The 25,052-nt window shown below is 61.1% G+C and carries 24 protein-coding genes; 13 read left to right on the forward strand and 11 right to left on the reverse strand.

Annotation, left to right across the window (positions count from 1 at the left end; all coding sequences use genetic code 11):
• Positions 1 to 112 precede the first annotated feature (112 nt).
• The 3 genes from J1G37_RS20295 to aroC are packed head-to-tail and all read right to left on the reverse strand — an operon-like array spanning position 113 to position 2,899.
• A complete protein-coding gene (locus J1G37_RS20295; RefSeq protein ID WP_207044959.1) occupies positions 113 to 640 on the reverse strand; it encodes an acireductone dioxygenase in 528 nt (175 codons plus the stop codon).
• A complete protein-coding gene (locus J1G37_RS20300; protein ID WP_207044961.1) occupies positions 637 to 1,797 on the reverse strand; it encodes an MFS transporter in 1,161 nt (386 codons plus the stop codon). The genes J1G37_RS20295 and J1G37_RS20300 overlap by 4 nt, the downstream gene beginning before the upstream one ends.
• 10 nt (positions 1,798 to 1,807) lie before the next feature.
• Entirely contained in the window at positions 1,808 to 2,899 is a 1,092-nt protein-coding gene (gene aroC, locus J1G37_RS20305) for a chorismate synthase (protein ID WP_016976377.1), read from the reverse strand.
• Between the two features lie 142 nt (positions 2,900 to 3,041).
• Between aroC and J1G37_RS20310 the strand changes: the two genes are divergently transcribed.
• Complete coding sequence (locus tag J1G37_RS20310; protein ID WP_207044963.1) at positions 3,042 to 4,004, forward strand: alpha/beta fold hydrolase; 963 nt, start codon at positions 3,042 to 3,044, stop codon at positions 4,002 to 4,004.
• A 98-nt stretch (positions 4,005 to 4,102) separates the two neighbouring features.
• Positions 4,103 to 4,909 carry a hypothetical protein gene (locus J1G37_RS20315; RefSeq protein WP_207044965.1) on the forward strand — a complete coding sequence of 269 codons (807 nt, stop codon included), beginning with the start codon at positions 4,103 to 4,105 and terminating at the stop codon, positions 4,907 to 4,909.
• A 64-nt stretch (positions 4,910 to 4,973) separates the two neighbouring features.
• Here the strand turns inward: J1G37_RS20315 and prmB are convergent, their stop codons facing one another.
• Complete coding sequence (gene prmB, locus J1G37_RS20320; protein ID WP_207044967.1) at positions 4,974 to 5,882, reverse strand: 50S ribosomal protein L3 N(5)-glutamine methyltransferase; 909 nt, start codon at positions 5,880 to 5,882, stop codon at positions 4,974 to 4,976.
• Between the two features lie 238 nt (positions 5,883 to 6,120).
• Between prmB and J1G37_RS20325 the strand changes: the two genes are divergently transcribed.
• The 5 genes from J1G37_RS20325 (at position 6,121) to J1G37_RS20345 (ending at position 8,895) form a co-directional block, all read left to right on the forward strand.
• A complete protein-coding gene (locus tag J1G37_RS20325) occupies positions 6,121 to 6,711 on the forward strand; it encodes a cysteine hydrolase family protein (RefSeq protein ID WP_026136688.1) in 591 nt (196 codons plus the stop codon).
• A 136-nt stretch (positions 6,712 to 6,847) separates the two neighbouring features.
• Positions 6,848 to 7,168, forward strand: a complete 321-nt coding sequence (locus J1G37_RS20330) for a hypothetical protein (RefSeq protein ID WP_207044969.1) — start codon at positions 6,848 to 6,850, stop codon at positions 7,166 to 7,168.
• Positions 7,169 to 7,243: 75 nt separating this feature from the next.
• Positions 7,244 to 7,801: a Smr/MutS family protein gene (locus J1G37_RS20335; RefSeq protein WP_032888029.1), complete on the forward strand. Its 558-nt coding sequence runs from the start codon at positions 7,244 to 7,246 to the stop codon at positions 7,799 to 7,801.
• A gap of 77 nt (positions 7,802 to 7,878) precedes the next feature.
• On the forward strand, positions 7,879 to 8,424 hold the full coding sequence (gene folE / locus J1G37_RS20340; RefSeq protein WP_003442011.1) for a GTP cyclohydrolase I FolE: 546 nt from the start codon (positions 7,879 to 7,881) through the stop codon (positions 8,422 to 8,424).
• 99 nt (positions 8,425 to 8,523) lie between these two features.
• The gene (locus J1G37_RS20345; protein WP_207044970.1) at positions 8,524 to 8,895 is read left to right on the forward strand and encodes a glutathione S-transferase N-terminal domain-containing protein; all 372 of its coding nucleotides are present in this window, start codon (positions 8,524 to 8,526) and stop codon (positions 8,893 to 8,895) included.
• 125 nt (positions 8,896 to 9,020) lie between these two features.
• Here J1G37_RS20345 and J1G37_RS20350 read toward each other — a convergent pair whose 3' ends face one another.
• The 3 genes from J1G37_RS20350 to J1G37_RS20360 are packed head-to-tail and all read right to left on the reverse strand — an operon-like array spanning position 9,021 to position 11,948.
• Positions 9,021 to 9,335 (reverse strand): hypothetical protein, encoded by a 315-nt coding sequence (locus J1G37_RS20350; protein WP_207044972.1) that lies wholly within the window; start codon positions 9,333 to 9,335, stop codon positions 9,021 to 9,023.
• Positions 9,332 to 10,654, reverse strand: a complete 1,323-nt coding sequence (locus J1G37_RS20355) for an acyclic terpene utilization AtuA family protein (RefSeq protein WP_207044974.1) — start codon at positions 10,652 to 10,654, stop codon at positions 9,332 to 9,334. The genes J1G37_RS20350 and J1G37_RS20355 overlap by 4 nt, the downstream gene beginning before the upstream one ends.
• A 1-nt stretch (position 10,655) precedes the next feature.
• Positions 10,656 to 11,948, reverse strand: coding sequence for a citrate:proton symporter (locus J1G37_RS20360; protein WP_124529506.1), 1,293 nt, complete (start codon positions 11,946 to 11,948; stop codon positions 10,656 to 10,658).
• Positions 11,949 to 12,073: 125 nt separating this feature from the next.
• Between J1G37_RS20360 and J1G37_RS20365 the strand changes: the two genes are divergently transcribed.
• Positions 12,074 to 12,970: a LysR family transcriptional regulator gene (locus tag J1G37_RS20365; RefSeq protein ID WP_207044978.1), complete on the forward strand. Its 897-nt coding sequence runs from the start codon at positions 12,074 to 12,076 to the stop codon at positions 12,968 to 12,970.
• A 107-nt stretch (positions 12,971 to 13,077) separates the two neighbouring features.
• Here the strand turns inward: J1G37_RS20365 and J1G37_RS20370 are convergent, their stop codons facing one another.
• Together J1G37_RS20370 and J1G37_RS20375 are read right to left on the reverse strand one after the other, a co-directional pair.
• Positions 13,078 to 13,680 carry a glutathione S-transferase family protein gene (locus J1G37_RS20370; protein WP_207044981.1) on the reverse strand — a complete coding sequence of 201 codons (603 nt, stop codon included), beginning with the start codon at positions 13,678 to 13,680 and terminating at the stop codon, positions 13,078 to 13,080.
• A gap of 10 nt (positions 13,681 to 13,690) precedes the next feature.
• Positions 13,691 to 14,857: a PLP-dependent aminotransferase family protein gene (locus tag J1G37_RS20375; RefSeq protein WP_207044984.1), complete on the reverse strand. Its 1,167-nt coding sequence runs from the start codon at positions 14,855 to 14,857 to the stop codon at positions 13,691 to 13,693.
• Positions 14,858 to 14,938: 81 nt separating this feature from the next.
• On the opposite strand from J1G37_RS20375, the gene J1G37_RS20380 reads away from it, so the two are divergent.
• From J1G37_RS20380 to J1G37_RS20390, 3 genes are all read left to right on the forward strand, one after another.
• Entirely contained in the window at positions 14,939 to 15,373 is a 435-nt protein-coding gene (locus tag J1G37_RS20380) for a MarR family transcriptional regulator (protein ID WP_207044988.1), read from the forward strand.
• Positions 15,374 to 15,550: 177 nt separating this feature from the next.
• Complete coding sequence (locus tag J1G37_RS20385; RefSeq protein WP_207044991.1) at positions 15,551 to 16,897, forward strand: NCS2 family permease; 1,347 nt, start codon at positions 15,551 to 15,553, stop codon at positions 16,895 to 16,897.
• 12 nt (positions 16,898 to 16,909) lie between these two features.
• Positions 16,910 to 17,536 (forward strand): LysE family translocator, encoded by a 627-nt coding sequence (locus J1G37_RS20390; RefSeq protein WP_207044994.1) that lies wholly within the window; start codon positions 16,910 to 16,912, stop codon positions 17,534 to 17,536.
• On the opposite strand, the gene J1G37_RS20395 is transcribed toward J1G37_RS20390, so the two are convergent.
• Together J1G37_RS20395 and uraH are read right to left on the reverse strand one after the other, a co-directional pair.
• A complete protein-coding gene (locus tag J1G37_RS20395) occupies positions 17,475 to 22,712 on the reverse strand; it encodes a DUF6543 domain-containing protein (RefSeq protein ID WP_347402353.1) in 5,238 nt (1,745 codons plus the stop codon). The genes J1G37_RS20390 and J1G37_RS20395 overlap by 62 nt on opposite strands.
• 145 nt (positions 22,713 to 22,857) lie before the next feature.
• Positions 22,858 to 23,211 (reverse strand): hydroxyisourate hydrolase, encoded by a 354-nt coding sequence (uraH, locus tag J1G37_RS20400; protein ID WP_207044997.1) that lies wholly within the window; start codon positions 23,209 to 23,211, stop codon positions 22,858 to 22,860.
• A 386-nt stretch (positions 23,212 to 23,597) separates the two neighbouring features.
• On the opposite strand from uraH, the gene puuE reads away from it, so the two are divergent.
• Positions 23,598 to 24,524, forward strand: coding sequence for an allantoinase PuuE (gene puuE, locus J1G37_RS20405; protein ID WP_207044999.1), 927 nt, complete (start codon positions 23,598 to 23,600; stop codon positions 24,522 to 24,524).
• Positions 24,521 to 25,036, forward strand: coding sequence for a 2-oxo-4-hydroxy-4-carboxy-5-ureidoimidazoline decarboxylase (uraD, locus tag J1G37_RS20410; protein WP_207045001.1), 516 nt, complete (start codon positions 24,521 to 24,523; stop codon positions 25,034 to 25,036). The genes puuE and uraD overlap by 4 nt, the downstream gene beginning before the upstream one ends.
• The last annotated feature ends 16 nt before the right edge of the window (positions 25,037 to 25,052 follow it).

The raw sequence follows: 25,052 nt of genomic DNA on the forward strand, positions 1-25,052 counted from the left end.
GAATGGTATTAAGGAGTAAGGCCCGCAATAAACAGCTGAGCCCTACAGTCAAATAGGGATCTTCCCACAACAACTTCCAACTCGCCGGGATTGAACATCCAAGAACTTGTGCTTAATCGTCCAAACCAGGAAAACCAAGGGCAATTACGTCGTCGGTGAGCGCAGCATCCCCTGTAGCCGTATTAAACAGGTGCAGCGTAACAAAGTGCGGGTTCTCACCGATATCGATCCAATGGGGCAAGCCCGCCGGGATCAGCAACACATCGTTTTTCTCACAACGTACGGCATACACATAGTCCTCCACGTGCAAGGCAATCAACCCCTGCCCGGCGATAAAGAAGCGCGCATGGTCCTCGCTGTAGCGCCGCTCTTTGAGGAGTTGCGCACGCGCGTGGTCTTTTTGCAGATCAGCGCCCGTGACGCTGAACACGTCTACGTTGTCGTAACCGAGACTATCGATCTGCACCTGGTACGCGGCGATCATGTCAGCAGCGCTGGCGCCCTTCTCGATCGGGCTCGGCTGCCAGCGCTCGAAGCGCACGCCATGCTCAGCCAGGGTCGCGACGATGTCGTCGAGATGGGTCAGGACCTTGTTCGGAGTGTCCGGTGTGGCCACGTGGTAGACAGCGACATAACTCATTGCACGGTTCCTTTATTGGGCTCTTGCAATCGAAGGCCAATGATAATGGCGGCGGCGAGTGCCGCGATGCTGGCGATACTGAAGGTCAGGGTCGGCCCCAACAGGTTCCAGCTGTAACCGGCGTACAGCGCGCCCAACGCCCCGCCGGTGCCGGCCAGTGCGGCGTACAGGGCTTGGCCCTGGCCCTGTTGTTTATCGCCGAAACTGCGTTGCACAAAGGCAATCGCCGCTGCATGAAAACTGCCAAAGGTGGCGGCGTGCATCACCTGCGCCAACAGCAGCACCCAGAAAAATTCGGCAAACGAACCCAGCAACAACCAACGCACAGCCGCCAGCAGGAAGCTCGCCAGCAGCACCCGGCGTATCGAAAAGCGCGTGAGGATGCGGCTCATGCCCAAAAACATCAGCACTTCCGCCACCACCCCCAGCGCCCACAACAGACCGATCAGGCCACGGCTGTAGCCCAGGTGTTCAAGATGCAGGGTGAGAAAGGTGTAATACGGGCCATGGCTCATTTGCATCAGTGCCACGCAGGCATAAAACGCCAGCACGCCGGGGCTGCGCAGTTGCTTGAGAAAGCCATCACCCGCCAGGCGGTTGCCGTGGGTGGCGGGTTGCGCATTCGGCACCCACAGGCTGGCACCGATGATGCCGGCCATGATCACCACAACCACCACCGGGTAGATATCCAGGCTCAGCCAGTCGAACAGGCGCCCCATGATCACCACGGTGAGGATAAAACCGATGGATCCCCACAGGCGGATCTGGCTGTAGCGCGACGTCTGTTTTTGCAGGTGCGCCAGGGTGATCACTTCAAACTGCGGCAGTACCGCGTGCCAGAAGAAGGCGTGCAGGGCCATCACCAGGGCCAGCCAGGCGTAGGTCTGGCTGACGAAGATCAGCGAGAAACTCGCCAAGGTACACACCGCGCCAAAGCGCACGATGACCAGGCGCCGGCCGGTGTAGTCGCCGAGCCAGCCCCACAGGTTGGGCGCCACGCAGCGCATCAGCATGGGGATGGCCACCAGTTCGCCGATGCGCGCGCTGGAGAACCCCAGGTGGTCGAAGTACAGGGCCAGGAACGGCGCCGTCGCCCCGAGCAGGGCGAAGTAGAACAGGTAGAAGCTGGAGAGGCGCCAGTATGGAAGGGCTGTCACCGCCGCGCCGTCACAGCTGGCCCAGCACCGGAGTACTCACACGCACATCGGCGTTTTGCCCACGGTTGCGCAGCAGGTGGTCCATCAGCACGATGGCCATCATCGCCTCGGCAATCGGCGTGGCACGGATGCCGACGCACGGGTCATGGCGGCCTTTGGTGATCACATCCACCGGGTTGCCATGCACGTCGATCGAACGGCCCGGCGTGGTGATGCTCGACGTGGCCTTGAGCGCCAGGTGCGCCACGATCGGCTGGCCGGAGGAAATACCGCCAAGAATGCCGCCCGCGTTGTTGCTGAGGAAACCTTCCGGCGTCAGTTCATCGCGGTGCTCGGTACCGCGCTGGGAGACACAAGCGAAGCCGGCGCCAATTTCCACACCTTTCACCGCGTTGATGCTCATCAGCGCATGGGCCAGTTCGGCGTCCAGGCGGTCGAAGATCGGCTCGCCCAGGCCCGGCTTCACGCCCTCGGCCACCACGGTGATCTTGGCGCCGACGGAATCCTGGTCGCGGCGCAACTGGTCCATGTAGGCTTCCAGTTCCGGCACTTTGTCCGGGTCGGGGCTGAAGAAGGCGTTGTCTTCCACGCTGTCCCAGGTCTTGAACGGGATCTCGATCGGCCCCAGCTGGCTCATGTAGCCACGGATCACGATGCCCTGGGTGGCCAGGTATTTCTTGGCGATGGCACCGGCGGCCACGCGCATCGCGGTTTCGCGGGCCGAGCTGCGGCCACCGCCACGGTAGTCGCGTTCACCGTATTTGTGGTGGTAGGTGTAGTCGGCGTGGGCCGGGCGGAACAGGTCCTTGATCGCCGAGTAGTCCTTGGACTTCTGGTCGGTGTTGCGGATCAACAGGCCGATGGCGCACCCGGTGGTGCGGCCTTCGAACACGCCGGAGAGGATCTCGACTTCGTCGGGTTCCTGGCGCTGGGTGGTGTGGCGGCTGGTGCCGGGCTTGCGGCGGTCGAGGTCACGCTGCAGGTCTTCCAGGGACAGCTCGAGGCCGGGCGGGCAGCCGTCGACAATGGCGACCAACGCCGGGCCATGGCTTTCGCCCGCGGTGGTGACAGTGAACAGCTTGCCGAAGGTATTGCCGGACATGCAGGGCGCTCCGTGAAATCAGTTGTAATCACTCAGGGGTGATAACCAAGCGCGCCAGTATACGCGGGCCAACCGACTAGTTCATCCTCGAAACCTTCCGGGTAGACATTGGTCGAACCGGCACCTCCCTGATGATGGCGCGATGATGCTTCGAGTTTTACTGCTGGCCCTCACCCTGTTTACCGCCGTGGCCCACGCCGCCTCCCCCGTGGTGCTGCAACGGCCCATCAGCCTGGACACCGGCAGCGGCGAGCTGTTTGGCTCGCTGCTGCTGCCCCAATCCGACAAACCGGTGCCGGTGGTGCTGATCATCGCCGGCTCCGGGCCCACCGACCGCAACGGCAACAGTGCCGACGGCGCGCGCAACGACAGCCTCAAGCGCCTGGCGTGGGTACTGGCCCGGCACAACATCGCCAGCGTGCGCTACGACAAGCGCGGCGTGGCCGCCAGCCTTGCAGCCACGCCCGATGAGCGCAACCTCACGCTCGACGCCTACGTTGCCGACGCCGTGGCCTGGGGCAAACTGCTCAAGGCTGACAAACGCATGGGCCCGCTGGTGGTGCTCGGCCACAGTGAAGGTGCGCTGGTGGCGGCCCTCGCCGCGCCGCAACTGCAACCGGCCGGGGTGATTTCCCTGTCCGGCAGTGCACGCCCGGTCGATCAGGTCATCCGCCAGCAACTGGCGGGTCACCTGCCCCCTGCCCTGTTGCTGCGCAGCAATCAGATCCTCGATCACCTCAAGGCCGGTCAAGTGGATGCGGATGTACCTGGCCCGCTGCTGGGTATTTTCCGACCAAGCGTGCAGCCGTATCTGATCAGCCTGTTCCGTGCCGACCCCTCGGCGGCCTTTGCCAAGCTGGATATGCCGGCGCTGATTATCCAGGGCACCAACGATATTCAAGTGGGCGTAGGCGATGCGCAGCAACTGAAGCAGGCCAAACCCGATGCACAATTAGCGCTGATTGAGGGCATGAACCACGTCATGCGCATCGTGCCCAAGGATGTGCAACAGCAATTGGCGTCCTACAACGACCCGCAATTGCCCCTCGCTGCCGAGTTGGGCAGCCGCGTGGTGCGCTTTATCGACGGACTTCAGCCCCGTTAAGCGACAATTTGTCTCTAGTCCTGCGCAAAGCGGCCGATAAGCCCAGTGTCGCAGCAAAAAAGCTGTCGGCTTGCTGGGCTAGGACAGGATCGCGCCGCATGACAACCACAGAAGCAACACCGGAACCCACCGCCGACACCCCGGCTGAAAAAACCGAGGCCGTCGACGCGGCGCCCCTTCCGTGGGCGGAGGTCCAGCCCGAGCATTTCAAGATGCTGCGCCTGGCGCCCCTGGCCACCGACCGCGCCACCGGTGTGCGACCGCTGCGGTTCGTGCAATTCGGCTATGCCGAGCGCAATGACAGCCACCACAGCCTGCTGCGCATGGTCATCCAGTTGCCAGGGCAGCGCGTGCGGCGCGAACAGAACCACTTGGACGTGTGGGTCGATCACGATAAACACCGCGTGCATTTCGGCCCGGGCAACAGCCTGGAAATCGAGCCGGCCAACCGCGGCATCGGGCGTTTCCTCGTGGCCCAAGGGGCGGCGTGGGCGAAGAAAAAGTGGGCCAGCTACCGCATCGACGGCGTGGACCTGTCCAACAAAGACGCCCTGAACGAAGCCACGCGCCTGCGCCGCGATCACTTCTTGCGGGTCCACGGCTTTGATGTGGCCTACGCCGACGTGCAGCACCTCAAGGGCAACGTGCAGCCGGGCAAGGTCGGGGATGTGCTGGAAAACTGGAACACCGAAAAGGTGCAGTTTGTCGAGATCCTGGAAGCGGCGCAGATGCTCCAACAGGCCGAGCAGAACCTGGCGGAACAGGAAGTGAAGCTGCGCAAGGAAGAGGAAAAGGTCACCAAGTTCAAACGCGAGGACAGCGGGCTGCGCTTTACCATTACCTGCCTGGTGGCGTTTACGGTGTTTCAGGCAGGGTTGTTGATCTGGATTGCTACACACAGATAACAGGTTGAATGCAGTCAATGTGGGAGCTGGCTTGCCAGCTCCCACACTGACCCAGTTCCTACCGTTACACCTTCGCCGCAAATACCGCCTGGTGCTGGCGACACTGCTCCGCCGTCAACATGAACACCCCGTGCCCACCGCGCTGGAAGTCCAGCCAGGCAAAATCCACCTCTGGGTACAACGCCTCGACGTGCACCTGGCTGTTGCCCACTTCCACAATCAGCAAACCCTTCTCGGTCAGATGGTCCGCCGCCTCGGCCAGCATGCGCCGTACCAGGTTCAAGCCATCATCACCGCAGGCTAGGCCCAACTCGGGTTCGTGCTGGTATTCGTCCGGCATGTCGGCAAAATCTTCGGCATCCACATACGGCGGGTTGGACACGATCAAATCGAAGCGCTGGCCCGGCAGGCCGTCGAAGCCATCGCCCTGCACGGTGTAGACGCGTTCATCGACGCCATGACGCTCGATGTTCTGGTTGGCCACTTCCAACGCTTCAAAGGACAAGTCCCCCAGCACCACTTCGGCGTCCGGGAACTCATAAGCGCAGGCAATACCGATGCAACCCGAGCCAGTGCACAGGTCGAGAATGCGCGCCGGCGGCTGGGCCAGCCAAGGTTCGAAGCGGTTTTCGATCAGTTCGCCAATCGGTGAACGCGGGATCAGCACGCGCTCGTCAACGATAAACGACATGCCGCAGAACCACGCTTCTTTCAACAAGTAGGCGGTCGGAACACGCTCATGGATGCGCCGGTGCAACAAACGCTGCACGTGGGAGATTTCTTCTTCTTCCAGGTTGCAGTCCAGGTAGCTATCAGCAATTTCCCACGGCAGGTGCAAGGCACCGAGCACCAATTGGCGGGCTTCATCCCAGGCATTGTCGGTACCATGGCCAAAAAACAGGTCTTCCCCATGGAAACGGCTGACAGCCCAACGGATGTGGTCGCGCAAGGTGCGCAGGCGGGAAGTGATCACGGGGGCAGACTCCTGAAAAAACGACCGGCGATTCTAACAGCCTTCGCCTGTACCGACGATGTACGAAACTTCGTCGCCACCCGTCGGATTTCATCCAAATTGCCAGCATTCGGTTAAACGCGGCGCCCACTTGACAAGGCTGCACGCCAACAACGGCGTACCTTACGATAGTAGCGATTCACAGAACCGCTCAGCCAGTGGACAATGTCGCAAAAGCCCCCCTCACAGGAGCCCCAGAATGTCCGTTCCAAAGACGATGTTTCAACTCAGCGGTCGCGGTTACGCAGCAGCCAACCTCAGCCATGCGACCCTCGTGATCATCGACGCCCAGAAGGAATACCTCAGCGGTCCACTCGCCCTCTCGGGCATGGACGCGGCGGTAGACAACATCAAGCAGTTGGTTGCAGCGGCCCGCAACGCCGGGCGCCCGATCGTCCACGTGCGCCACCTGGGCACCGTCGGCGGCCTGTTCGACCCGCAAGGCGAGCGCGGCGAGTTCATTTCCGGCCTTGAGCCAAGCGGTGACGAAACCATCATCGGCAAACTGCTACCCAGCGCCTTCCACGGCACCGGCCTGGAAAAACACCTGCAAGACCTTGGCTCCCTGGACCTGATCGTGGCCGGCTTCATGAGCCACTCCAGCGTCAGCACCACGGTGCGTGCGGCGAAGAACCTGGGTTTTCGCTGCACCCTGGTGGAAGACGCCTGCGCCACGCGCGACCTGCCTTACAAAGGCGGCATCCTGAGTGCCGAGCACGTGCAGCAGACCGAAATGGCCATCATGGCCGACAACTTCGCCACCCTCGCCTTGACCAAAGATCTGATCTGATCGTACCGGGGATGAGCGGCGTGTTTACGGCCCCGCTCATCCCCAATGCCTTCTCATTTGGCGCATTTACCCCTCTCCCCGGAACAACCCGTGTATCTTCCGGTCGAAGGGCCGATACCCTGGAGGAAAGGTCGGGATGAAGATATCCGATGGTTTTGATGCTCGTCGCTTGCGCCCCAAGGGCCCGAGCAATTGGCGTCTGCGCCTGGTAGCCGGCTTTGCCGCGTTGCTGGCAATAATAGGTCTGCTGCTGGCGGGTGCTGGTGGCGCTGGTTTGTCTGGTCATTCACCGGCCCTTGGCGAGCTGAATGCCAGCCCTGGCGGTTCGGCAATCCTGCTGGTCAGCGGGTTGCTGGTGCTGTGGCTGGGCGTGTGGTTGTGGCGTCGTAGCCGTAGGAAGATGCGCCAGCCGTTGTCACTAAATATCGCCTCGCACCTGATGAAAAAGCACGACTGATGGCGCTTGAATAGCGTTTCCTGCGCCCCGGCCGCCGCGATTTAGGTAAACTGCCCGCCCTTCGCGGAGGCTGATATGCAAGACGACGATTTTTCCCTGTTCAAAAACGAGCTGCGCGGCGTCAAGCCGATCAAGCACGACCGCGCCGACACCGGCAAACCCAAGGCCGACCGCGCGCAGATCGCCAAGCTGCGCCAGGCCGCGACCGTGCGCACCGACGCCACCACCGTGGATGGCCTGTCGGACCAGTTCGTGATCGACGTCGGCCCCGAAGACGAGCTGATGTGGGCCCGCGACGGCGTGCAGGAAAGCCAGATGCGCAAGCTCAAGGTCGGCCAGATCCCCTTCGAAGGCAGCCTCGACCTGCACGGCATGACCGTGGAAAAAGCCCGCGAAACCCTGTGGGCCTTCCTCGCCGAAGCGACCAAATTCGAAATCCGCTGCGTGCGCGTCACCCACGGCAAGGCCGTGCGGCTGGACGGCAAGCGCCCGATGATCAAAAGCCACGTCAACACCTGGCTGCGCCAGCATGCACAAGTGCTCGGCTTTACCTCATGCCAGGCCCGCCACGGCGGCGCGGGAGCGGTGTATGTGATGCTCAAGCGCACCATGATGGAAGGGCGTGACGAGTAACAAGAGCCTCTTCAGGCTTGCAGCGATGTGTCCGCCACCGTAACCTTGCGCTTTGCGAAAATCCCACAGGTAGTTTCATGTCCCTGGAACAGAATTACACCGCGATCCTCGGCCAACTCGGCGAGGACGTTTCCCGCGAGGGTCTGCTGGACACGCCAAAGCGTGCCGCCAAGGCGATGCAGTACCTCTGCCGCGGTTATGAGCAGACCCTGGAAGAAGTCACCAACGGTGCCTTGTTCAGCTCTGACAACAGCGAAATGGTGCTGGTCAAGGACATCGAGTTGTACTCGTTGTGCGAACACCACCTGCTGCCGTTTATCGGCAAGGCCCATGTCGCGTATATCCCAAGCGGCAAAGTGCTGGGCCTGTCGAAGGTCGCGCGGATTGTCGATATGTACGCGCGCCGCCTGCAGATCCAGGAAAACCTCAGCCGCCAGATCGCCGATGCGGTGATGCAGGTGACGGGTGCCCTGGGCGTGGCCGTGGTGATCGAGGCCAAGCACATGTGCATGATGATGCGCGGTGTGGAGAAACAGAATTCGTCGATGATTACCTCGGTGATGCTGGGTGAGTTCCGCGAAAACGCGGCAACCCGCAGCGAATTCCTCAGCCTTATCAAGTAATCGGCTGCATAAAAAAACCGGCGTTCATCGCCGGTTTTTTTTCGTCCGTGAAAATCAAGTAAGATGCGCCCCCTCAGTCATGGGCAAGAGGTTTCAGCCATGTTCGTCAAAGCACTTCGTGTGGGCCTCGGCCAAATCATCATCGCCGGCGATTTCCTGACGCGCCCGCGTAAAAAGCAGCGTTCCGCCGAGCAGCAGGCCCAGGTCAACGCCGCAGCCAAGGACCTGACGCTGTATCAGTTCCACGCCTGCCCGTTCTGCGTGAAGACCCGCCGCACCCTGCACCGCCTGAATGTGCCGGTAGCGTTGAAGGACGCGAAGAACAACGAGCAGGACCGCCAGACCCTGCTGGAGCAAGGTGGCAAGATCAAGGTGCCGTGCCTGCGTATTGAAGAGAATGGCCAGGTCACCTGGATGTATGATTCCAAGGTGATTATTGATTACCTCGACAAGCGGTTTGCCGCGATCTGACATGCGCGGATAACCCCCTATGGGAGCTGGCTTGCCTGCGATGGCGGTGTATCAGTAGCAGAAATGCCAACTGACCCACCGCCATCGCAGGCAAGCCAGCTCCCACATTTGTTTTGTGCCAGTCTCTAACCTTGTATTTCCACATCCAACAAGGCCGAACCCAGGCACTTGCCATGGGCATCCAGCGCCAGTGAACGAGTCACGCCGCCACGCAAGATCCCCGGCAGCACAAAGTTCAGCGCCTGCACATTGGGCAACGCGTAGCGCCGCACCGGCGCCGCACCCGGCTCCAGCAACCCGGCAAAGAATTCAGCCACGCGCTCGGCAGTCAGTTGCTCACACAGCAACGGGTAGTCTTCCGCGCGATAGGCAATGATCGAGATGTTCGACGTATCGCCCTTATCCCCAGTGCGGGAATGGGCCAGCGTGTGCAACTTCATGCTTCGATCCTCGGGTTGACCGCATCACGCGGCAGCAGCAACGATGCCACCGCCACCACTTGCCGCACGCTTTTGCTCGCGCCGCCGCCGCCGGACGGGCCGTTGGTGTAGAGGGTTTCCACTTCATTGCCAACCCGCACCGCCTCAAGCCGGTCCTCGCAGCGAGCCGCCACGCGCAGGCGTACTTCCCAGGGCTCGACGGTGCTGCGCGGGCCGTGGAGCGCGTCCATGCCGATCAGTTCGGCGCGCACGTCCTGCATCTTCACGCCCATCAACTCCAGGCGCTTGAGGACGACAGCCCGCGCCAACTCTGCCCGTGCGACAGCCCCCGGCCCGCCGTAGGACATTTGCCCTTCGCCAATCCAACCGTCCAGATAACCGACGCTGACTTTCAACTGCTCGGGCCGCGCGCGGCCGCCGGCGCCTTGGGCACGCACGCAATCAACGGCCTCTTCAACAAAGCCCACCCGGGAAAAGTCCGCCGTGACATCCGGCGTGAGGTACGCCGCAGGGTCATGCACTTCGTAGATCAATTGCTCAGTGCAGGTGGCGCGGCTGACCCGCCCGCCCGAGCCCGCAACCTTGGTGATCAAGGCTTCACCGTCAGCATCGATTTCGGCCAAGGGGAAGCCCAGGCGCGCGAGGTCATCCACGTCCTTGAAGCCAGGATCAGCAAAATAGCCGCCGCTGACTTGCCCGGCACATTCCAGCAAATGCCCGACCAGCGTACCGCGCCCGAGGCGCTGCCAATCGTCCGCCGCCCAGCCGAATTCAAACATCTGCGGCGCGAGGAACAGCGAAGGGTCGGCCACCCGCCCGGTGATGACCACATCGGCGTCGGCGTGCAGCGCCTCCAGGATGCCCTCGACCCCCAGGTAGGCATTCGCCGAGATCAGCCGTTCGCCCAGGGACCCGACGGTCTGGCCGTTATCCAGCAGAAAATCGCCTTGCAACACGTCCAGCACATCGTCGCCAACCACGGCGACCACCTTGAGCTCCAGGCCCAGTTCGCTGGCAATCCGCCGTACTTCAACCGCCGCCGACACGGGGTTGGCCGCGCCCATATTGGTGATCACCCGCAGGCGACGCCCAGTTTTATCGCCCACGAACGGCAACACGCGGCGCATGCGCTCACTCAACAGCGGGTCGTAGCCGCCCGCTGGATCAGTGATCCGCGCCTGTTGGGCCAACGCAATGGTGCGTTCCGCCAGGCATTCGAACACCAGGTAATCCAGGTCGCCACGCTCGGCCAATTCGACGGCAGGTTCGATACGGTCGCCGGAATAGCCGGCGCCAGAACCGATGCGCAAGGTTTTCATCTCAAATCACTCCCAAGAGCAACGCGGTCAGGGTCATCAACACCGACGCGGCAAACAGAAAAGGGATGGTGAAGCGCTGGTGATCGGCCAATTCGATCTTGCACAGGCCCACCAACAGGAAGGTCGCGGGGGTCAGCGGGCTGACCGGGAAACCGGTGGTATGCACGCCCAACAGCGAGGCCTGGGCCACTTGCAGTGGGTCCACGCCCAGGGCCTTGCCGACTTCGGCGATCACCGGCATCACGCCGAAATAGTAGGAATCGGGATCAAACAGCATGCTCAGGGGCATGGAAATAAAGCCCACCACCGCCGGGATCAGCTTGCCGTGGCCGGCCGGGATCTGCGCCACCGCCACTTCGGCAATCGCCTTGAGCATGCCGGTGCCTTGCATGATGCCGGTGAACACGCCGGCGGCGAGCAGGATGCTGGCCATGGTCAGGGCGGTCTTGGCATGCGCATCGATACGGGCACGCTGGGCGTCCACGTTCGGGTAGTTGATGCACAGCGCCACCACGGTGCCGAGCATAAACATCACCACCGGGTCGACCCAGCCGGCAATCATCACCACCATCACCAACACCGTCAGAATCAGGTTGACCCAGAACAGACGCGGGCGGCGCAACTTGATGTCGTCATCGCTGAGCACCCGTTGCGGCATGGCATCCACCGTGGAACCGGCACCCAGGCCCAGGCGTTTTTCTTCACGGCGGCCGAGCCACCAGGCACAGGCGAAGACAAAGATCAGGCCGACGATCTGCACCGGGATCAGCGGTTGGAACAGGTCCGCCACCGGCACATGCAAGGCTGCGGACGAGCGCAGCACGGGGCCGGTCCACGGCAGGAAGTTGACCCCGGCCGCCATCGCACACACGCAGGCAAGGATGCGTTTATCAATGCCCAACCGCGTATACAACGGCAGCATCGCCGGCACCGTCACCAGAAAGGTCACCGCACCGGAGCCGTCCAAGTGCACCAGCAGCGCCAGGGTCGCAGTGCCCACGACAATCCGAGTAGGACGCGTGCCGACGGTGCGCAGGATGCGGTCGATGATCGGGTCGAGCATGCCGGCATCGGTCATGATCCCGAAAAACAGGATCGCAAACACAAACATGCCCACCACAGGGGCGACGTTCTTGATACCGGTAATGATGAAGGCACTGGTTTGCAGGCCGAAACCGCCGAGCAGTGCGGCGATGATCGGCAAGGCGATCAGGGCCACCAGTGGCGAGAGGCGTTTGCTCATGACGGCAGCGAGCAGGCACAGGATGGTAATGACACCCAGGGTAGCGAGCATGGGTTACTCCAGAGCGGCCTTGTTGGCCGGTTATTGTTTTCCCTGGAGTATTGGAAGCGGGTTAGTCTTTGTAAATTGGAATATTCACCCGCTAGCGTTCGGAAAAACAAAATGAAGCTGCTCTTATGAAAAATAGCATCCAACACATCCAAGCCTTTCTTGCCGTCGCCCGCACCGGCAGTTTCACCAAGGCCGCCAACGAGCTGCACCTGTCGCCCTCGGCGCTGACCGTACAGGTGCAACAACTGGAAGACTGGCTCGGCGTCAGCCTGCTCGACCGCAGCCCGCGTCACGTCAGCATCACCGCCGCCGGCCAGGACGCGCGCGGGCCGATGGAAAAACTGCTGCTGGACCTGGACAACATCGTCACCGGCTCCCGCGACCTCGCCGCCTTGCGCCGGGGCGTGGTCACCATCGCCGCCCTGCCCTCGGTCTGTGCCGGCGCCCTGCCCCCGGCCTTGCGCCTGTTTCGCGAGCACTTTGCCGGGATCGAAGTGCGCCTGCATGACCTGGTGGCCCACCGCATTCATGCCCAGGTGCGTTCCGGTGAAGTGGATTTCGGCATTGGCGTGCGCGCGCGGCTCAGCCATGGCCTGGCGTTTGTCCCGGTGCTCAATGACCGGCTGTGTGCGTTTGTGCCACTGAATCATCCCCTCACTCGCCATCGCCAGTTGACCCTGGAACAGCTGGCGGATCAGCCGATCATCCTCACCGGCCGTGACAGCAGCGTGCGCGAGCAGGTAGACGCGTTGTTCGATGAAACGCGGCTGACGATGAACGCAGGAATGGAGGCCAACTACATGTCGACGGTGTTGGCGCTGGTGCGCCAGGGGTTGGGGATCAGTGTGTTGCCGGAATCGGCGGCGGACAGTTTGGAGGGGCTGAAACGGATTGCGATTGATCATCCGGGAGTGAGCCGGGAGATCGGCTTGATTACACGGAGCGGGATGAGCTTGAGCCCGGCAGCACAGCGCTGTTTCGACCTGCTCAGTGAAGAATTATCTGGCACAACATCGAACTAAAATGTGGGAGCGGGCTTGCTCGCGAAAGCGGTGTATCAGTCACAGCATCTGATACTGACACACCGCTTTCGCGAGCAAGCCCGCTCCCACATTTTTGAACCGAGTTATCAGTCCAGCATCGGCACATGCTTGGGATGGCTGGCAACCCGCGCCAACCACGCCTGCACCGCCGGATACGGCGCCAAATCAAACCCACCCTCATGCGCCACATGCGTATAGGCATACAACGCAATATCGGCAATCGAATACTGCTCGCCCACCAGGTACGGCGTGGCCTGCAACTGGCGCTCCATCACCTTCAGCGCCTTGTGGCCGCGCTTGTGGCAGGTCTTGTATTCCTCCAGGCGATCTTCCGGCATGTTCAGGTAGAACTGGATAAACCGCGCCACCGCAATGTACGGCTCATGGCTGTACTGCTCGAAGAACTGCCATTGCAGCACTTGGGTGCGCAAACGCGGTTCAGTCGGCAAAAACTCACTGCCATCGGCCAGGAAGTTGAGGATCGCGTTGGATTCCCACAGGCAGGTGCCGTCTTCGAGTTCCAGCACCGGGATCTTGCCGTTGGGGTTCTTGGCGAGGAACTCGGCGGTCTGGGTGTCACCTTTGAGGATGTCCACATCAATCCACTGGTAGGGAATGCCCAGCAGGTTGAGCATCAGTTTGATCTTGTAGCAGTTGCCCGACTTGTAATCGCCATAAACCTTGTACATGGGGCTCCCCTTATGCCGCTTGCGCGTGCTGTGCTTGACGGACCACCGTGGCCAGGCGCTTGAGGCCTTCGTCCAGGCGGGCCGGGTCGATGTGGCTGAAATTGAGGCGCAACGAGCCCAAGTGTTGGTCCGGCTCGGAAAAGAACGGTTCACCGGGCATGAACGCGACGTCCTGATCCAGCGCTTGCGCCAATAAAGTGCGGGTGTCGAGCGGCTGTTTCAAGGTCAGCCAGAAGAATAATCCGCCTTGGGGCACTTGCCAGTCGGCCAGGTCGGCGAAGTGATATTCCAGTGCTGCCTGGAAAGCGTCGCGGCGTTCGCGGTAAAAGCTGCGCAGTTCCCCTAAGTGGTCCTGGTATTGCTGCGTGCCGACCCACTGCATGGCCTGCCATTGGCCGACGCGGTTGGTGTGCAAATCCGCCGATTGCTTGAGCTTGAGCAGGTGCGGGAACAGGTCCGGGCTGGCGATCAGGTAGCCGACGCGCAGGCCCGGCAACAAGGTCTTGGACACGGTGCCGGTGTAGATCCAGCTGGCGTTCTTTAGCCGCCCGACGATGGGTTTGGCGCTGCCACCGTCAAAAGTCAGCTCGCGGTAGGGTTCGTCTTCGATCAGGGTCACGCCGAACTCATCGAGCAACGCGGCGACGGCTTCACGCTTGGCCTCGCTGTAGCGTACGGCCGAGGGGTTCTGGAAGGTCGGGATCAAGTAGATGAAGGCAGGGCGATAGCGCTCAAGGTTGACGCGCAATGCGCCAAGGTCGGGCCCGTCGGCCTCCAACTGAACGGTGAGGCACTCGGCGCCAAACAGTTGGAAGATCTGCAACGCCGCGAGATAGGTCGGGCCTTCCAGCAAAATCTGCGTGCCTTTGTCGATGTACAGCTTGGCCGCCAGGTCCAGGGTTTGCTGGGAACCGCTGACCACCAGCACCTGGCTGGCCTGGCACGGTATGCCCAACGCGCGGGCCTCGGCGGCGAGCAATTCACGCAACTGCGGTTCGCCTTCGCTCATGCCGTATTGACCGATGTTGAGTGGCATATCGTCCCAGTTCAACGCCGGCAGCATGGCCTCTGCCGGAAGGCCACCGGCGAACGACATCACTTCCGGGCGCTGTGCCGCCGCGAGGATTTCACGGATCAGGGAGCTTTTGAGGCGCGTAACACGTTCAGAGAAGGCCATGGGGTCACCGGTAGCGAAGACTGTGGGAAATACGTCAAACTTGTTGACCGAAATTACGACAACCTCCACGGATACGTCAATATGCTTGACCTTAAAAACCCAGCCGCCCAGCAAGAGGCCATGCAAGCTTTCTTCTTCGGCTACCAGGCATTTACCGCCAAGGCCGACGAAATGCTGGAGCGCCGGGGCCTGAGCCGAGTGCACCAGCGCATCGTGTTTTTTATCGCGCGCTACCCCGCGCTAAGCGTAAAGGAACTGCTGGAATTGCTCGGCGTGAGCAAACAGGCGTTGAACATGCCGTTGCGCCAATTGCAGGAAATGCATTTGGTCAACAGCGTCGCCTCCGAGGCCGACAAGCGCAAACGCCTGTTGGAGTTGAGCGAAGAAGGCCTGCGTTTCGAGCAGTCGCTGCGCCGTGAACAGGTGAAACTGTTGCAACGGGCGTTCAGCGAAGCCGGGGAAGCAGCAGTGGCCGGATGGTTGGCCGTAAACCAGGCATTGAGTGCGGCGAACTAGCCCGGCGCAAAGCTATTCGAAAACATTATTTGCTTTATTTGTATACAAAAGCATAATTCGCCTCGTGCGAGTTCCTGACCTATTGGTCAACAAAACCCGCCAGTACCTCAAAGCGCTGTTGCCCACATCTGTGACCGGCGCTGGAAATAACAATAAAACTCTTGAGGAGTACTCGCTGTGGATAGCCGCAAATCCGAAGCCCCTACGCTGGACATCGCCCCGCCCAATAACAGCTGGCTCGAACGCCTGTTCAAACTCAGCTTGCACGGCACCACAGTGAAGACCGAGTTGATCGCCGGCCTCACCACCTTCATCACCATGGCCTACATCATCTTCGTCAACCCCAACATCATGGCCGACGCCGGCATCGACCACGGCGCGGCGTTCGTCGCCACCTGCATCGCGGCGGCGCTGGGCTGCCTGTTGATGGGGCTCTACGCCAACTGGCCGGTGGGCCTGGCGCCGGGCATGGGCCTCAACGCGTTTTTCACCTACACCGTGGTTGGCACCATGGGCTACACCTGGGAAACCGCGCTGGGTGCGGTGTTTATCTCAGGCGTGCTGTTCATGGGCCTGACCCTCTCGCGGGTGCGCGAATGGCTGCTCAACAGCATTCCAGTGAGCCTGCGCCATGCCATGGGTGCGGGGGTCGGCTTGTTCCTCGGGGTGATCGGTTTGAAAACCGCCGGCATCATCGTCGACAGCCCGGCAACGTTGATCAAGCTCGGTTCGCTGCATGAGCCCGCGCCCTTGCTGGCGGCCGTGTGCTTCTTGCTGATCGCCATCCTCAGTTACCACCGCGTGTTCGGCGCGATCCTGATCAGCATCATCGCCGTGACCCTGGCCGGCTGGGGCCTGGGGCTGGTGCACTACAACGGCATGGTCTCCACCCCACCGAGCCTGGCGCCAACTTGGATGGCCATGGATGTAAAAGGTGTATTCAATGTCAGCATGATAAGCGTGGTATTCGCGTTTCTTTTTGTACACATGTTTGACACTGCAGGTACACTGATGGGCGTCGCGCAACGGGCCGGACTGGTCAACGCCGACGGCAAGATCGATAACCTGTCCCGCGCCCTGAAGGCAGACAGTGCCTCCAGCGTGTTCGGGGCCATGGTCGGCGTGCCACCGGTGACCAGCTATGTGGAAAGTGCCGCCGGTGTGGCTGCGGGCGGGCGTACCGGGCTGACGGCGGTGACCGTGGGCGTGCTGTTTGTGGCGGCGATGTTCTTCGCCCCTTTGGCCGGCATGATCCCGGCGTATGCCACCGCTGGCGCGCTGATCTACGTGGCGATGCTGATGATGGCGAGCATGGCCCATATCAATTGGGACGAAGCCACCGACAGCATTCCGGCGATTGTCACGGCGATCATGATGCCACTGACCTTTTCGGTGGCCGACGGCATCGCCCTGGGTTTCATCACGTATGTGGCGCTCAAGGCAGGCACCGGTAAGTACCGGGAAATCTCGGTAAGCCTGTGGGTGCTGTGCGCGATCTTTATCGCCAAATTCATATTTCTATAAAAGGAGTAACAGATGAACCTGGAAACCTGGCTACTGTTCAGCGGCGCAGCATTGGTGGTGATCCTGATCCCTGGGCCGCTCTCTCTGTTGATGATCAGCAACAGTCTGAACTACGGCCTGCGCCGTTCGTACCCAGCGTTTCTTGGTGGGGTGTTTGCCTCCATCTGCCTGCTCAGCGCCTCGGCCCTCGGCCTGGGCGCACTGCTGATGGCGTCGGAAAAGCTGTTCAGCGCCCTCAAGATGGTTGGCGCGGTGTATCTGTTCTACCTCGCCTGGCAGAGCTGGCAGCAATCGCGGCAGCCGGCCAAGGCGGCAGAGGTACCGTACAGCGCGCCGGTGCCGCGCTTTCGCGCGCTGTTTGGCCGGGCATTTGTACTGGGCGCCAGCAACCCCAAGGACATCCTGTTCTTTGCCGCCTTCCTCCCGCAATTTCTCAACAGCCAGCAGGCGTTTTTGCCGCAGTTGCTGGTGATGATCGCGACGTGGACCGTGCTCGACTTGCTGTGCAAGCTGGCCTACGGCCTCAGTGCCCACGGCGCTGCGCGATACCTGCGCAGCGGCAACGGCCAGAGCTGGTTCAATCGAGTAAGCGCGGCTTTTTTTGGCGCGGCCGGCGCGGCTTCATTACTCCGGGCTTGAGGCTGCCGAACTTGATGAAGAACACCGAGGGCTCACCTGAACGTGTCCATTGAATGCCTGCGATAATCCTCACCAGGCGCCCCTGGGCAGAGGCCTGTTGAATGCGGCTGATCACGGTCGCGTCATTCCAGTCCCGACGGCTTTTGAACCAGTCGTCGCTCAAGGTTTGCGGTTGCCCCGTGCTGAATTTGATATTGGATTCGTCGGCCCATCGCACTCGCACAAAATAAAGGTTACTGGAGCGTGGGTGTGTGCAAACGAAATCCCGTGTGAGCTCTGCACCCATAACGTTAGGCACCGCAAGCACATCAAACCCCTGCTGAAGCAACAGGCGTCTGATCTCGCCCTGCATGTAAACCGCCCTGTCCGTCTTGTTCTGTGTGGCGGAGGCCCGATAGCTCGGCCTCGGCGGGTTATGCGGGATAAAGTCCACGCGATCAAACCCAGGGTTGGTAGCCTCATGGCCGATGTAAATTCTGGAATGACTTTGGCTGTCATTGCGCCGCAGGAGCTTGAACAGGTCGTCGGTACTGCCCGCGGCACCGGGCTGTAGCCACTCGTCCAAGGTAGCCTTGAGCCTGAGCAGATGCGAAGCGGTGAGTGGAACACTCGGATCAGACAGTTCGAGCACGCGCCTTATCAAATGTGTACGACTGTTAGCCGTCATGGAGGGAAAAGCGCGCACCAGAGAGACGCGCAATGACTCGTCGAATAACCCACGATGGAACACCCATTGGCCCGTGGCGTTGAAGGTTGCCGGCCTGGGCTGCTCGGCCCTGCCCACCTCCAGCCAATACGCTAAGTCCAGTGAGGCCACATGCTCCAAGGGCTGGTCACGGGTGATGAAAATCAGTTCCCGAGAAGACACACTCGAACCGGATTGCAGCACACGGTAATGACGACCTTGATGATGAACCACGCTGTAGCTTCGCTGCGCCGATGCGGCGCTCACGGTATAGATACCGCGCTCGGGAACCGACGCGACCAGCACCATGGGCCGGGAAACGGCCCAGGCTTCAAACCCTGCGGGCTCGACCACGGCATTACGCATCACCCGTTCAATCGCGGTAGGTGCCGGAGGTGTCCAATCGAGTACCGGCTGGTGCACAAAGGGCCGCCAGATCCCCGAACTCGGGCCCGGTTGCGGCGACGGTGGCGCATCGGCGCCCAGCAACCAGTCACGGTCTTCACGGATGTACAAGCTCAGCTCGCCTTCGGTTTCGCCACCCTCGCTTTTAACCCTTAGTATCTGTTCATCACGACGTCGGTACACCGGGTAGCTCCGTTCGCCGTCGACCACAAACTGCTCGCCGTTTTTTACGTAAGCGCCCTTTTCACCCGGCCCCTGCAAGGCCACCGCGCCGTCGGTCGAAAAGGGCTTTTTGAAGCGCTCCAGAGTTTTGAGCGGATGCGCCTTCGGTTGCGGCAGTATCCGCGCATTGCCGGCCAGGGCCTGGCGTCGATGCAACTGGCGCAGCCCTGCGCGGATCGCGACACGGCCCACCGCCGAGCCGGCCTTGGCATGTTTGGCGCTCGGTGTCAGGGAGGTGACCACGTCCACCAGCGTCATCAGCGTGATAAAGGCCACATCCACCGCATCCTCAGGCCGGCCGCTGAGATGAACACGACGGGCGGCGAGCAGCATTTCATACAAGCTGACGCCAACGCCGATCACTGGAATAAAGGATAAAAGCCCACGCACGGTGGTCTCCCACTGTTCCCCCAAGCGTTGCTCGCGGTACCGAGTCAAAGTGACGGCCGTGTTTGCGCGGGCGTGGGCGCGGTGCTGGACCTCCAACATGCGCCCATGGGCAAGCAGCGCCAGCGCATCGCAGCACGGGCTGTTAACGATATCCAGCCAGCCCGTGGGCTGGGCTGCGATCTGCTCCTCGATTTGCGTCTCGATGACCTGCGGCTCGGCCGCCGCGACGGCGTGCTTGATATTGAACGTGCGTACAAAACGGCGGATCGCTTCGTAAACCCTTAACACACCAAAGCTGGCCACTTGCGCTGCGGTAAATTTGATCGGTTGAGTGTCGGTTTTTGGCAGCGGAGCCAAGTAGCCCGGATAACTCGACAGGGCATCGACTTCCCAGCCGGGAGCAACCAGGTTGGACAGCATCTTGACACTCTGAGGTGCTGCGCCCTGCCGATTCAAGGCTTCCCTGGCCTGCGTCCAATGCGAGTATTCACTTAGCGCCGGGAAGCCCACGGCGGTCGGCCAATACACCAGGCACAGCGGCGACAGGCGATCGGTGATCACCAGCACGCCGCTGATATGCCGATCATGCAGAAGCGTATGGCCGCGCAACCTTAGAAAACCAAGGCTCGCCTGCTTGCCATTGCAGCGCGAATCGGCATCGGTACGCGCGCTCATAACCGTGCTGAACAGTTGCTGGGCCTTCGCCGAGAGCCCTTGCCTGACCGCCGAATACAGATGCTGATGCGCGAGTTGCTCGGTCGCCCTGTCAATCAATGCTCGTGACACCCCGCTATGGGGCGAGTGAAAAACCTGCTGGATCAGTTGTTGGTACTGGCCACCGATGTCCAGCGCAGCCAATGTTTTGATCAGGTAACGCGGGTTCAAACGCGCCTTCCAGGCCGGCTCCCGATAATTGGCTCGGTTTAACCGCCATTCGGTCCACGGCGCCTGGGGGTCGAGGTTGTGCAGGGCAAGGTCCAACAGGCTAAAGGTGGTGCGCTCAGGGCTGACGGTTTTTTTGATGTGCCGATCGCCCACCGTACAATGGCTTGACCAGCCGCAGAGCTGGCTACTGACGTCGTCCGGCATATCCAGAAAAGGCGTGTCGATATCCACGCCAGGATAAAAGCCGTCCTTTGTCAGTTGCGCAATCAATCGCCCTCGGGCAAACCCCTGCAACGGCGGCAGCACTTGCCACAGGCGTTCTTCCAGCACCAGGGCGCTGGACAGGTAGCGACGTTGCAGACGCCGATAGCTTTTGCGCTGGGCCAGCGTGGCGTCGGCGATCCAGGCCGGCTTCGTGTGCGCCTGCGCCTGGGCGAAACGCATGAACTCAAGATTGGCCATGGCCAGCGTGCGGGCGTCGTTGACGGGTATCTGCAGGTGCTCGCGCAATTCCTCAACCAACAGGCGGCGAGCCAGGCTCGAGTCGCTCACTTCGCTGAACAGGCGGGGGTAGGTGGCGAGGTTTTTTTCCAGCGTCATGAAGTGTTCGAGCTGCGCCTTGAAATCTTCGTAAAACCCATCGCGCTCGACGACGTGGTAATCCACCTGCACCGACGCCGCTAGCGCCTCGCGTGCAGCGCCGCGTAGATCGCGGCCGATGCAGCGCCACAGTACCGAATCGTCGCGGCTGCCCAGGCTGGCCCGCAGCCCAGCGGATGCGTCATCGAGAGTGTCAAACACGGCCAGACCGCCAAACGCACCATTGAGCAACAACAGCACCGGCTGGCGCGAGCCCGGCTCGATCAAGGCTGGCACCGTGGTGACGACAAACAGCCCCATCAGCCCATAGCGACGGGTTTGCGTGGCGCCCACCGACACCTGCAACACACGCGTGTCGCTGCCGGTTCGCGCGGCCGCCAAGGGGGTATTGAGCACCTCCAGCAACCGGTCCAAGTGTGTCTGCTCGATCAACCCGAGTCGCTGCTGAAGCTGTGCGTCCAAGCGCCAGGCTTGCAGTTTGGCACTCAACACCAGGGCAGCACGCTTGCGGGTGGCGTCGGGGCGTTGCATCCAGAATGCCTTCTGGAACAGTTGCGCATCCTCGCCTTGTGCCCACTGGCCAATGCGCTGCGCTAGCTGCTGGCGCTGTTCTTCCTGCGTCGAAAAAGCCTGATACGCCTCAACGTGGCTGCCCGGCTCCTGGCGATCAAGCAGCGTTGACAACCCATCTTCGTAGCGGCGCAACTGCAGCTCGCGGGTTCTGAAGGGCAAGTCGGGGGCGAGGCTGGCGAACATGATCTGTGCTTGTCGGCGTTGGCCGTCCCATTCAAGCAAGGTATCCAGGGTGGTTTCGAAGGGCATGACTTCAGTAAGGCGTCTACGGCCCTTTTCGATGTACCTGAGCAGTTGCGCGGCCCTGCGGCTCGGCAGTTGAGCGCCTGGTTCAAGAGGCGCCGCATAATCGAGCGACAGCACACACCCCCACTCGTTGGCCCATTGCCCCTCCAATAAGCTCTGCGCGCTATGCTCCAAGGCATCTGTGCTCAACGCCTGACTGGGTTGCAGACGGTGTGGCGCTGTCGGCCGTCGCAAAAACGGCTGGTATTGCCAAAGCACGCTGAATACTGCGCTGTCGATCAGCGCGGGCAACGCCTGCTGTAACTGCAACAGGGATGCGAACTCATGAAATTCACGCCGCAGCCCCGGCAGGTAAATGACCTGGGTAGCTTCCACCGCGTGGCTTCGGTAGAGGTGCAGTGCGCCAGGAATCTCCAGCATCCCCTGCGCAGCGTGCGGCCACAACACGCGACCCACGCGCAGGCTGGCCCATTCGCCGCCGGCCTGTTGCCGCGCTGAAGCGGTGGGTGCGTCGACCAGTTGTTTGGCCATTGCGTAGCCGGTCGCCGACAGTTGAAACAACTGTTGCGCCAAAAACGCCTGGTCGGCAAACACAGCCTTGCGCAGCTGCGCCCAACGTGCCTGGCGCGATAAGGCCGAGGCTTGAGCCAGTTGCTGCCAATAACTGGAAACGGCCTGGGTAATGCGCGTCATCACGCCCGCCTTTGCAACACGCTCCATCGCCTCCCACGCATTGAATGTCAGTTTGCAGCCCGGATCATCCCGCAGGCTCAAGCCGGTGAAGTGATGAATATTGATCGGCACGCTCGGGTCGCGAAACAACGCCAAAGCCCTGTCGGTCAAGCTGTTGACCTGCTGCGCCGGCTGCGGTGGCAGGGGTTCGCTGAACAACAAGTGGTCGGGGTCCAGGGCAAATGATTCGCTCAAGGTTTGGCGAATCTGCGCGAGTATCCGCGGGGAGCGCTCCAGCAGCTCGCGCTGGCGCCTGGACGCTTCGGCACAGCGTTGATGCGCGGCATACAGCTGGTTGATGGTATGACTGGGCCGAGCCACGGCATTGATGCGCCGCGTCAACAGTGCACGAATTGAGGCCAGACGCTCGTCTTGCGTCGTGGCTGGGGCGTCGAAATCCACGGTAAGCGTGCTGGCGTCGGGCGTATCGGGGTGCATGGCGACATCTTCTGTACTGGAAAACCCGAGCCTAGGCACTCGACGCTTACACAATGCGCTACATAGTTGCCAGACGAAAAAAAGCCCGCAGTGTGGGCGGGCGAAAAACCAACGAAGAGCTTTGGGGGTGTGAAGCGAGGTGACGCTAGCTACCGCGATAGGTGGAGTAGCTGTAAGGCGAAATCAGTAGGGGCACATGGTAATGATCCTGTTCGGCGCTGATGCCGAAGCGCAGCACCACCACGTCGAGGAAAGCCGGCTCCGGCAGTTGCACGCCACGGGCGCGGTAGTAGTCACCGGCGCTGAATTGCAGTTGGTAGACACCACTGCGGTAGTCGTCGCCTTGCAACAGTGGCGCGTCGCAGCGGCCGTCACCGTTGGTCAGCGTGGTGGCAACCAGTTCAAGTTGCGCGCCTTCGACCCGATACAGCTCAACCTTGATCGCGCTGCCGGGGCAGCCGTGTGCGGCGTCCAAAACGTGTGTGGTCAAACGTCCCATGGCGTCTACGCGCCTCCCGAAGTCAGTAGAAGATAGGTCCGCACTTTTTCAGGGCAGTGAAAAAGCCGGCGATGGCTGATTAAGACACTTTTTAAAAAAATTGTACACAATAAAAATCACAAACCTTTTGATCACCCCACCCATATTGCCTGAGAAGCCAATCGGCGAGTAATCCTTGCTTTTAAACGACCTTTTGTCCATTAGCTGACCAACCAGGCAAGTTTCTTGCTACACCCTTTACACAGAGACCTGCGGAAAAAATGCAGAAATGTAGGCTTACAAAGTGAGCGATAAGTTGTATACAATCACTCATCGCTGTGACGCCACCCAGTCATTTCACTGCCCGGCCGCCACATGAATGATCACGAACAAGAAGGAAGACTGCAGTGAGCGCTGACTACCCACGCGACCTGATCGGTTACGGCAGTAACCCTCCTCACCCCCACTGGCCGGGCAAGGCGCGCATTGCGTTGTCGTTTGTACTCAATTACGAGGAAGGCGGCGAGCGCAACATCTTGCACGGTGACAAAGAGTCCGAAGCGTTCCTTTCGGAAATGGTCTCGGCCCAGCCGCTGCAGGGCGCGCGCAACATGAGCATGGAGTCGCTGTATGAATACGGCAGCCGTGCCGGCGTGTGGCGCATCCTCAAGCTCTTTAAAGAATTCGATATCCCGCTGACCATCTTCGCCGTGGCCATGGCCGCCCAGCGCCACCCGGATGTGATCCGCGCGATGGTCGAGGCCGGCCACGAGATCTGCAGCCACGGCTACCGCTGGATCGACTACCAATACATGGACGAGGCCCAGGAACGCGAGCACATGCTCGAAGCGATCCGCATCCTCACCGAGCTGACCGGCGAACGCCCACTGGGCTGGTACACCGGGCGCACCGGCCCGAACACGCGGCGGCTGGTAATGGAGGAAGGCGGCTTCCTCTATGACTGCGACACCTACGACGACGACCTGCCCTACTGGGAACCCAACAATCCCACCGGCAAACCGCACTTGGTGATCCCTTACACCCTGGACACCAACGACATGCGTTTCACCCAGGTGCAGGGTTTCAACAAGGGCGATGACTTCTTCGACTACTTGAAAGACGCGTTCGATGTGCTCTACGCCGAAGGTGCCGAGGCACCGAAAATGCTCTCCATCGGCCTGCACTGCCGCCTGATTGGCCGCCCTGCACGCTTGGCCTCATTGAAGCGTTTTATCGAGTACGCCAAAAGCCACGAACAGGTGTGGTTCACCCGTCGTGTCGACATTGCCCGTCACTGGCACGACACCCACCCGTTCCAGGGAGCCGCCAAATGACCGCCTTCAAGACCCTCAAACCCTCGACCTTGAGCCGCGACGAATTCGTCGCCGCCTTCGCCGACATCTACGAACATTCGCCATGGGTGGCCGAAAAGGCCTACGACCTGGGCCAGGACCCTTCGATCGACGAGATCGAAACCCTGCACCAGCGCATGAGCGACATCCTGTTGAGCGCCGATCATGCCAGCCAGCTGGCCCTGATCAACGCTCACCCGGACCTGGCCGGCAAAGCTGCCGTCCAGGGCCAACTGACCCAAGCCAGCACTGATGAACAGGCTGGCGCGGGGATTCACCAATGCACGGCCGAAGAGTTTTCTCGCTTCACCGAGCTGAACGATGCCTACAAGGCCAAGTTCAAGTTTCCCTTCATCATGGCGGTAAAAGGCAGCAACCGGCATCAGATCCTGGCCGCGTTCGAAACGCGCATCCACAACTCGGTGGACACCGAGTTCAAATGCGCACTGGCCGAGATCAACAAGATCGCGTTGTTCCGTTTACTGACCCTCTAAACGACCATCCCCAGCC

It is taken from the genome of Pseudomonas sp. Marseille-Q1929 (assembly GCF_017316265.1).
In the GTDB taxonomy this organism is placed as follows: Bacteria; Pseudomonadota; Gammaproteobacteria; order Pseudomonadales; family Pseudomonadaceae; genus Aquipseudomonas.